General features: G+C 44.4%; 1 protein-coding gene. It reads right to left on the reverse strand.

Translation table 11 applies throughout. The features are described 5' to 3' along the window. On the reverse strand, window positions 1-232 hold a 232-nt coding region (locus ACSZPU_RS26580), incomplete at both ends, for a transposase (protein WP_499004600.1).

The raw sequence follows: 232 nt of genomic DNA on the forward strand, positions 1-232 counted from the left end.
CAGATTGCCCATCGCAAACAGCATTGACAGACGGTTGTGATTTTTCTTCAGACCCCGTATTCGGGTCTTTCTGAAACCAAACTGGCATTTCAGTATCCGGAACGGATGTTCAACCTTCGCCCTGATACTGGCTTTCACAAATTCATCATTAAGTGCCTGCTTATTTCGACGCGGATGCTGTTTCATTTCTTTTACAGCAAGTGGGCCTTTTGCGATAAACCAGTATTTTGAC

The organism is Phytobacter sp. V69, assembly GCF_965644215.1.
In the GTDB taxonomy this organism is placed as follows: domain Bacteria; phylum Pseudomonadota; class Gammaproteobacteria; order Enterobacterales; family Enterobacteriaceae; genus Phytobacter.